Raw genomic sequence first — 8670 nt, forward strand, 5'->3', positions numbered from 1 at the left:
TGGCGGCTTCGCCTTATCCGGCCTACGTGTCGAAATAAAAAACCCCGGCTTGCCGGGGTTTTTTATTTACGCTTTGCGCTTCACGGGCTTCTTCACACTCGAATTACCGTTCGAACGCTGATGCACAATCGGCGTGTGCTTGGTCAGCGCCGGGCGCGTATTGCGGTTCTGGCGACGCGCTTCGCGCATCTCCTCCAGCGTCGGGGCCGGTACCAGACAGTCGCGGCGCGAGCCGATCAGGTGTTTTTTACCCATCTCTTCCAGCGCCTGACGGATCAGCGGCCAGTTTTTCGGATCGTGGTAACGCAGCAGCGCTTTATGCAGACGACGCTGTTTATCCCCTTTCGGCACCACCACCTCTTCACTCTTGTAGCCAATCTTACTCAGCGGGTTCTTGCCGGTGTAATACATGGTCGTCGAGTTGGCGAGCGGTGACGGATAGAAGTTCTGCACCTGATCCAGACGGAAGCGACGCTGCTTCAGCCACAGCGCCAGGTTCACCATGTCTTCATCGCGCGTGCCCGGGTGGGCGGAGATGAAGTATGGGATCAGATACTGCTCTTTACCCGCCTGCTTCGAATAGGTATCGAACAGCTCTTTAAAGCGATCGTAGCTGCCCATGCCCGGCTTCATCATTTTCGACAGCGGGCCTTCCTCGGTGTGCTCCGGCGCAATCTTCAGATAGCCGCCGACGTGGTGCGTCGCCAGCTCTTTGATGTAGCGCGGATCTTCCACGGCGATGTCGTAACGTACCCCGGACGCGATCAGGATCTTCTTGATGCCCTTCAGGTCGCGCGCGCGGCGGTAGAGGTTGATCGTCGGCTCATGGTTGGTGTCCATATGCTCGCAAATGCTCGGATAGACGCAGGAGAGGCGACGGCAGGTTTGCTCCGCGCGCGGCGACTTGCAGCGCAGCATGTACATGTTCGCGGTTGGGCCACCAAGGTCGGAAATCACGCCGGTAAAGCCCGGCACCGAGTCGCGAATCGCTTCGATCTCATTGATGATCGAATCTTCAGAGCGGCTCTGGATAATACGGCCTTCGTGCTCGGTAATGGAGCAGAGCGAGCACCCTATAATTCTGATCATTTAGAAATTTTTTTGCGTTTAAAATCAATGAATTGAAAGATTTCATTTTTCTAAGTCTGATAAAACAGATGAAAACCCAACTGACTATACTCATAAAACTCAATCTTTGCGCTGCTGTACGATACCAGTAATTACAGGCGCCGAGTTTAACATCATGAAAAGTAGCCCAATAATGAATGACGCAACGCCAGCTGCGGTGCCTAACTTCTGACTGAACACCATTGAAACAAAGTACATATTTGGGATAAAAACGGACATAGCAATCACGAAAAGTAACTTATTCAGATAATTATTTATTCGGGTCTTAACCTCAACTCTATCATAAAAAGCCATCGAAACGTAAGCAGTTATCAGTGAATAAAAAGACCATGTCATATAGTTAACCGATTCATTAAATGCCTCTCGCAAAAGCAAAGCACTTTCTGTCATTCCCTACCTCATTAAATCAATAGAAAATAAATCTGAATAATTTATTTTTAAAAGAAAAGAACACAACATAACTTCAGTAGTTATGATTAATCCCTGAATGATTATTTCTTAGCAAGATATAACATGCTTAATGTATATCAGGCAATAAAAAAACTCCCAAAGACCACCGCTGTGGTCTTCAGGTATAGGATTTAAAGAACGAACTCAGTCCGGAAACGTATCACTATCTTCTGTAACGTCCGCTTTCTCTGGTAACATTCTGTTTTTAATATACTGTGAATTCCTGCAGATGAGAGGAAAAATCTCCGAGTTATTCATTATACAACTCGTTGCCGTACGGGCGTCCTCCGGAGACCATGATGAAAATGAAAACGTCTGACGGTCAAGCCATTGAGACAATAATACATTATCAACAGAAGCGCTAAACAGCGCCGCAATAGCCCTGCGTTCAACGGCCTTCTCAGGTTCAATAAACGACAACTCATTATGAAAACGGGTAATAATCGCAATACGGCTGTCAATACGAATATGTCTTTCAAGTAAGACATCGTGCAACTCATCAAGTACAGTCTCTCTCTGGGTATCGTCGAGGCAAGACCACAGGAAATGAATGTTCTCGGCATTTGTGACAACGTCTGGCTCTGCATCACGGAACCATGATGCAAAGATACCCACACTACCTTCCATCCGGATATGCTGCCCCTGAAGTTGCATTTGTTCAAGGATAAAGCGCATGTTCACAGGAAGAACCGTAAAACACTCAATAAGCCTTTCAGAAGAACTAAATACTCCACATGCCAGGGCGTTCAGCTTTTTCTTCAAAATATCAAACTGCTCACCTGACTGATATACGTCATGGAGAAATACTGGACCCATAGCATTCACATCAGACTCAATTATTTTCTCTGACAGTGCTTTTTGACGCTCTCGCACAAATATTAAAAGAGAGGTTGCATTTGTAGCTTCTTTGATGACGTCATACTGACCTTTAACAAAGCTCAGGACAGGTATATTCACCAGAAGACCTAAATCAACAATCCTGCCAACAGCATTTTTGATGTACGGCAGAACATTTTTATCCTTAAGTGCTATAAAGATACTCTCGGCAGTACGTAGATAACGAAGATATGCAGCCAAAGCCAGGTCAAACCGTTCCTCACCAATATGTTCACTGTACGACTCGATACCGGCATAGTTACCATGGAGCACCATGTGAGCAACAGCCTGTGCAGCAAATTCCGCAGGGAAGAGATTCCTCGTCGCCGTATTATTAAGATAATATTGATTTAAAACATTATTATTCCAGTCCGGGCTCAGAACAATTTTTCTGAAATGGATAACGTCCTCAACAACCTGACGATTTTTAAGCGTCATTATTGCAGAGCTAACCTGAGCCCCACCTGTACCATCATTCTTTCCAATTACGTTCTGTACCGCCTTCGATGCAATATTGATATGCCGGATAATTCCCGGATTAAAAAGGTCTATCTGAGGTTGCTCAGCTCCATAGCGTAACATCTCCTCCCGACCGTGATTTCCGATATCTAGTGTGCCAATTTTCAGGTTTGACAAGGTCTCTTCATTATTGACAAGGTATTCCACATAAAATACGCCATCTACAAAATTCTCCATTTTATTCAGTAGTGATTCACCGGCCAGAACAGAGTATGAATCAGCTTCCTGCAGCAACGTCTGCGTGGATTCAGCCTCCAATTTTTCTGAATCCTGAATTTCATCAAGTTTACTCACAATAAACGATATTTGCCTTTCGACGAAAGGCTCTAGGCTTATCCGCCCGTCAGCCATCAGTTTCTGCAGACTCAATACGAAACCTTCATCATTCTTTTCTCTGAGTGAAACAGCATAACTCTGATTCAGCATTTGCACTGCGACTTTGAGTTGCGGTTCGGCGAGAGCCTGACACTTCTCATCCATCCGGCTATAAGAAACCAGCCAGTCTCGCATCTGAATATGTGGTGCCACTCGCTGCCATGCTTCAGCGAAACCCCACAAGGCCGTCAGTTCTTCAAGCCGTGGGATATTTATAGCACCAATCGCGTCTTTAAGAGGCGTATCAAGCAACTCGCTCCTGGCAAGCTCCACCGTGGACTGATAGTGGATGCTCATCAGAAATTCGCTCCATCTTTCTGTATCGTTATTAAAAATTCGGGATATTTGTTGATAAGTTAGCGAGAGCATCTCGTCAAAATCATCCGGAGCAATACCGGGTTCGGTCTGACTAGCTTTGGGATCGCGAAGTAATACTTTAATATCTCGCTCCCCGTATCTGACCACCAGTAAGTAGAGAGCAATAAGAATATGGCGATGATCTTCTGTTGCAGGAACGGTAAGGTTCAGAATATGAATATCATTAACAAACTTCTTCATTAATCGCGGTGTGATACGAGGATACTCAGAGGGTTTCCAGCGCTCAAGCAACACCGTTGCTTCCCGGCACGCTATCCCTGCATCCTCATTTACTGTTTCTTTCCAGTACTGCCTTAACGCTTCCTGCCATCCTGCCGAAATAAGAGGAGGAACCTGAAAACTTACAGGAATCCGCTTTGCAATAAACTCACGCCCGCTGAAACCCGCCACAGAAAGTGAGGCTGAAACCTGTCTTGCCGAATAGGGCACCACTATCCTGAAGTGTTCATGAGTGGCTCCGGCAATAAGCTCCATATCACTCCAGAGCTCTTTCACTTTGTCTGCACTGATTCGGTCCAGATTATCAATGATAAGGATGAAGCGATCTCCATGGGAAATGACCTCTTTGGAGGTAAATCCCTGCAGAGCTTCAGCCAGCTCAATAGCTCCGACCTCCTTATTAACTAGCCAAGTCTCTTCAATCCTGTCAGTACTGTTGCGTTTGAACAAATCACCAATACTCGAATACCCTTTCTTTCTGTACCATTCCATGTTCTGCAGGCATGCCAGTCCTGCGACCATAATGGCAGGAGAAAGAAACGCGGCCACCTCAACATAAAAAAGCCACCCTAATAATGACTCCTTGTTAGTAAAATATTGATTAAGGTCTGTTAGCACATAACGAAGCATCTGCACGGAAAGCAATGACAGTAAAATAAAAACGACGGTCAACCAGCTTAGCCTGCTGCTGACCCTCTTGTCGTATTCAACGATGTTACCCAGAGCCAGATTTTTATACTTATCCAACACATCCCGGGAGCCCGGACATTGTAGGCTGACCCCGTGGTGGATGACATCGATAAGCGCTTTTTTAGTTGAGCCATGATGGTAACGTTCTGCATCAAAGTTAATGAACGTAAAATCATCTTTAAGCTTTTTCTGCAGGAACTTCAATATTGTTGACTTACCTGAACCCAGCTCACCTTCCAGACCAATAATATTGACATCAGGTGTCCTGATGATCTGAGCCACATTCTCTGCAACTTTTTCATGACTGCTGCCTCTAAACATATCCTGGTCAGCGGGTGATTCCGTCTGCAATCGTAGAGTCATTCAGCAATTTCCTTCGTTATAACGTAAGATTCTTTCACTATTAGACACAGTACAGAGCCCACAGCAACCAAATGACTGCAGCCGGGGCAGTTTAGTTTTAAGCATGCATAAGCCGATTTCGATGGAATCCCTTTCACACAATAATATTGAATTGAAGCAATGAAAACATTAATGTGTTTGTTGTGACTAGCTGCAGGGGCCTGGAAGAAATTCCAAAGCCTGACAAACCGGAACAGGGCTTGCTCTGCTCCGGTTTTATCCAGTTCATCTTGAAGCCCTTGTTTTTGTTACATATCCCTGCTCACTCTTTCAGCCATTGTTAAGCTTCTTGTGTGTAATCTGCGAATAATACGGATGCAAAATTGATGCAATGGATTATACATACCTACAGCGCACGTTACGCTGAGCTGAATCGAATTTCAGAGAACGTTCTTCGCTATTACCCTGCCCAGCCAGTTGAACACATTTTATCATCCGGCCCCGAGAGTGACATGTTCTCTGCCTGGTACAGCCTTCATCAGAGTCAAACTAGACGTTATTTACAGGCAAAAGAAGACAGCTACAGAGTTTAAGTCTGACATTATTCGTGGCTGTGTCTGCCTTCGGAGTTTTCAGCTTATCCCGATAACAGCGGTTTTGAAAAATTGACGTTTTTTACACCGGTACATTGCCCGAACGCAATCTCCCCCGTAGCGAAATACCGCCCCGCAGAAAATCGTCCATGCTCGGCATGCCCCTGGAACATCAGCATCTTTTCAATAAAGGTTTTACAGCCTATAGTCTGTATAACACAAAATACACCTTACCTGCTGTATTACAGGGCGGTACTCCCTACTCAGTCTGCGAGGCAGGTCACTTATGAATAATCAGTTCCCGATAAAAACGCTGAACCAGCTCAGACCTGTGCTAATCGGGTTTCGCAAAATCAAGGGCTTCACGCAAAAAGATGTGTCTGAGAGGCTTGCCGTAACGCAGCAAACCTATGCCCGCCTGGAAGCAAACCCTGCTAGCGCCAGTATTGATCGTCTGTACAAGGTATTCAGTATTCTGGGCGTAGAAATAACGCTGTCATCTATTTCCCCTTCACCCTTCATTTCCCACACAGAGATGAGGGGGGCATTTGACAGCACTCCCGCCAGACGGGAGAAATGGTGACTATTAGAAGTTTGCTAGTTTTGTCGAATGACGCCAACTACATGTCCGCATCCATCGAGTAGTGGCTTCAAGCCACGATTGTCACTGCCTCCGCTGCCTTTTTCCAGTAACTCTCTCCTTTTAATTCTAATATTTAGGGGTGTCAACGCAAAGCAGAAACGGCACCTTCTTTGCGAGACAGAAATGACCTGTGATTGCCTGGCCGATTTATGGCAGCTAAGTGCGAGAAGCGGATATAGCGAATTCGCCATTGTACGGGATTAGCAGGTTTACTGAAGCAACCTGCGATGGCGTTATGGCAATAGTCAGTCCCCTGTCCAGTCGGCATAGGTGGCCACCTCGTCACCGCCGGGGATAAACTGATTGAAGCCTCCGCGCAAAATCACTTATTCTTTTCCGTTAATAAAATGCAGGAGCAAAGTCATGACTGGCGAAATTCGTGGGCGAGGCAGGCCACGAAAAACAGAGAGTACCTATACAGATACCCGTAATGACCTGATCCGAAGCGGGCTTGAACTGCTCACGCAGAATGGTTTTCTTTCAACGGGAGTCGATGCCATTGTCAAAAATGCCAGTGTTCCTAAAGGCTCATTTTATTACTATTTCAAGAGCAAAGAAGAGTATGCCCAGACTGTTCTGAGCGCCTATGACAGTTTCTTTGTGCATAAACTCCAAAAACATCTGTATGAATCATCCTTCACACCAATGATGCGTCTGGAAAATTTCATCGACGATGCCTGCGACGGCATTAAAAAGTACAATTTCACCCGGGGCTGTCTGGTTGGCAATATGATGCAGGAGAGTCCGGGTCTTCCACTGTCCTTTATCAAACAGCTCCACGAAATACTTGAGCGCTGGCAGGCGCTTGTGGCGTGCTGTCTGTCCGACGCGTTATCTTCGGGCGAAATCCGTTCCGATATGAATAATACGCAACTGGCGGCCATTTTCTGGAGCAGTTGGGAGGGTGCCGTAATGCGTGCCAAACTTTATTGCTCAACCCAGCCTGTGTACGACTTCTGGAGCTATTTCAAAAAGTCAGTACGCTATCAGCCCTCTAAGGACACGGCTGTTGAAAAGTAAAAAAGGGGCCGCAGCCCCTGATAATAATTATCAAACCCAGGCTGAGCCTGGCTTCCACTTCATTAGCTACACTGAATTACTGCCCGGCCACGAATTCCGCCACTCAGAAGTTTTTCGGCCACATTGATGGCATCACTCAGCGGATAAACGGTGGTCAGGCTATCCAGTCTGGACTCCGGTAAATACTGTACCGCCTGCTGCCAGATCGCCGCTCTTTTTTCCTTCGCGAACATGACACTGTCAATCCCTTTCAGCGTGACGCCACGCAGGATAAACGGAGCCACATTCCCCATTAGTTCCATCCCCTGTGCCATGCCGCAGGCTGCAACAATACTGCCATAACGCACCCCGGCGCATACATTGCAGAGCGTATGGCTACCGACTGTATCAATGGCGGCAGCCCAGCGTTCTTTCTGTAACGGTTTTCCGGGACAGGAGAGCTCGGAACGGTTAATAATCTCGTCCACACCGACCGTTTTATAGAGCCAGGCAGCCTCTTCCGGGCGTCCAGTAGACGCCGTAACGCGGTACCCCATTGATGCAAGGATCATGGCCGCAATGCTCCCGACGCCGCCGCTGGCACCGGTAACAAGTACCGGACCATCTTCAGGCTTAATACCATGATTCAGAAGTGCGTCTACGCACAGCATCGCGGTAAACCCAGCTGTTCCGATTGCCATTACGTGTTTGCCGTTAGCGCCAGCCGGGAGCGGCGTCAGCCAGTCTCCATTTACCCGTGCTTTTTCGGATAGTCCGCCCCAGTGTTTTTCCCCAACACCCCAGCCGGTCAGGAGAACCTTATCTCCGGCCTGATATTCGGGATGTGAACTGGCGGACACTGTACCGGTAAAATCAATGCCGGGCACCATGGGAAAGCGTCGGACGATTGGGCCCCGGCCCGTAATGGCCAGTGCGTCTTTGTAGTTGATGGATGAATAGTCAACATTGACCTCCACATCCCCCTGCGGTAGTTCACTTTCAGCGATTTCAGCAAGTTGCGCACTATAGCGTCCATCTGTTTTGTTGATTAATAAAGATTTAAACACGTTCACCTCGTTTGTCCGGGCGTTTACCGTTCAGTCATTAAGTCGTCAATAAATAATATTGACCGATCGTCTAATAATCAACACTACGATCCCAGTGCTTTGCCAGCATTCAAGAAACATTATTCATTTCATGCACTTAAAGCTGTCTTTTTTGACCGACATCAAACTGTATTCTGGTTTATCTGGTGCAGAGGGAAAATCAGCATCCCTGAAGATACATAGCTAATGCTTCAGAACACGGCTGATGATGCGATAAAACAACCAGGCTTTAATGAGTTAGTCTGAGCGGACCTTCGGCTCAGTAAATAGGTCCGCTCCGTGCCAAGAGCAGACGCTGGTAATTCGGGTAATGGTGCCAACTTACTGATTTAGTGTATGATGGTGTTTTTGA

Annotated in this window: 5 protein-coding genes and 1 pseudogene; 2 read left to right on the forward strand and 4 right to left on the reverse strand. The window is 46.9% G+C overall.

Features of this window, described 5'->3' with window-relative positions; translation table 11 throughout:
- Nucleotides 1-66: 66 nt before the first annotated feature.
- The 3 genes and pseudogenes from ADJ24_RS07305 to ADJ24_RS07315 all read right to left on the reverse strand — a co-directional run.
- A pseudogene (locus ADJ24_RS07305) lies at nt 67-1074 on the reverse strand (radical SAM protein); the annotation flags it as partial.
- 114 nt (nt 1075-1188) lie between these two features.
- Nucleotides 1189-1518: a hypothetical protein gene (locus tag ADJ24_RS07310; protein WP_000140246.1), complete on the reverse strand. Its 330-nt coding sequence runs from the start codon at nt 1516-1518 to the stop codon at nt 1189-1191.
- 204 nt (nt 1519-1722) lie between these two features.
- Nucleotides 1723-4998 (reverse strand): P-loop NTPase fold protein, encoded by a 3276-nt coding sequence (locus tag ADJ24_RS07315; RefSeq protein ID WP_023314849.1) that lies wholly within the window; start codon nt 4996-4998, stop codon nt 1723-1725.
- Nucleotides 4999-5856: 858 nt separating this feature from the next.
- On the opposite strand from ADJ24_RS07315, the gene ADJ24_RS07320 reads away from it, so the two are divergent.
- Both ADJ24_RS07320 and ADJ24_RS07325 read left to right on the forward strand, forming a co-directional pair.
- On the forward strand, nt 5857-6153 hold the full coding sequence (locus ADJ24_RS07320; RefSeq protein WP_023314851.1) for a helix-turn-helix transcriptional regulator: 297 nt from the start codon (nt 5857-5859) through the stop codon (nt 6151-6153).
- A 423-nt stretch (nt 6154-6576) separates the two neighbouring features.
- A complete protein-coding gene (locus ADJ24_RS07325; protein WP_023280966.1) occupies nt 6577-7233 on the forward strand; it encodes a TetR/AcrR family transcriptional regulator in 657 nt (218 codons plus the stop codon).
- A gap of 62 nt (nt 7234-7295) precedes the next feature.
- Here ADJ24_RS07325 and ADJ24_RS07330 read toward each other — a convergent pair whose 3' ends face one another.
- A complete protein-coding gene (locus ADJ24_RS07330; protein ID WP_023280857.1) occupies nt 7296-8279 on the reverse strand; it encodes an MDR family oxidoreductase in 984 nt (327 codons plus the stop codon).
- Between the last annotated feature and the right edge of the window lie 391 nt (nt 8280-8670).

Origin of the sequence: Enterobacter sp. 940_PEND (genome assembly GCF_001059415.1) — a bacterium.
Taxonomy (GTDB): domain Bacteria; phylum Pseudomonadota; class Gammaproteobacteria; order Enterobacterales; family Enterobacteriaceae; genus Enterobacter; species Enterobacter cloacae_M.

What these genes read in the sequence shown, in the direction of transcription:
- ADJ24_RS07310 (WP_000140246.1), bottom strand. Translation starts at nt 1,518, where the DNA reads ATGACAGAAAGTGCTTTGCTTTTGCGAGAGGCATTTAATGAATCGGTT.
- ADJ24_RS07315 (WP_023314849.1), bottom strand. Translation starts at nt 4,998, where the DNA reads ATGACTCTACGATTGCAGACGGAATCACCCGCTGACCAGGATATGTTT.
- ADJ24_RS07320 (WP_023314851.1), top strand. Translation starts at nt 5,857, where the DNA reads ATGAATAATCAGTTCCCGATAAAAACGCTGAACCAGCTCAGACCTGTG.
- ADJ24_RS07325 (WP_023280966.1), top strand. Translation starts at nt 6,577, where the DNA reads ATGACTGGCGAAATTCGTGGGCGAGGCAGGCCACGAAAAACAGAGAGT.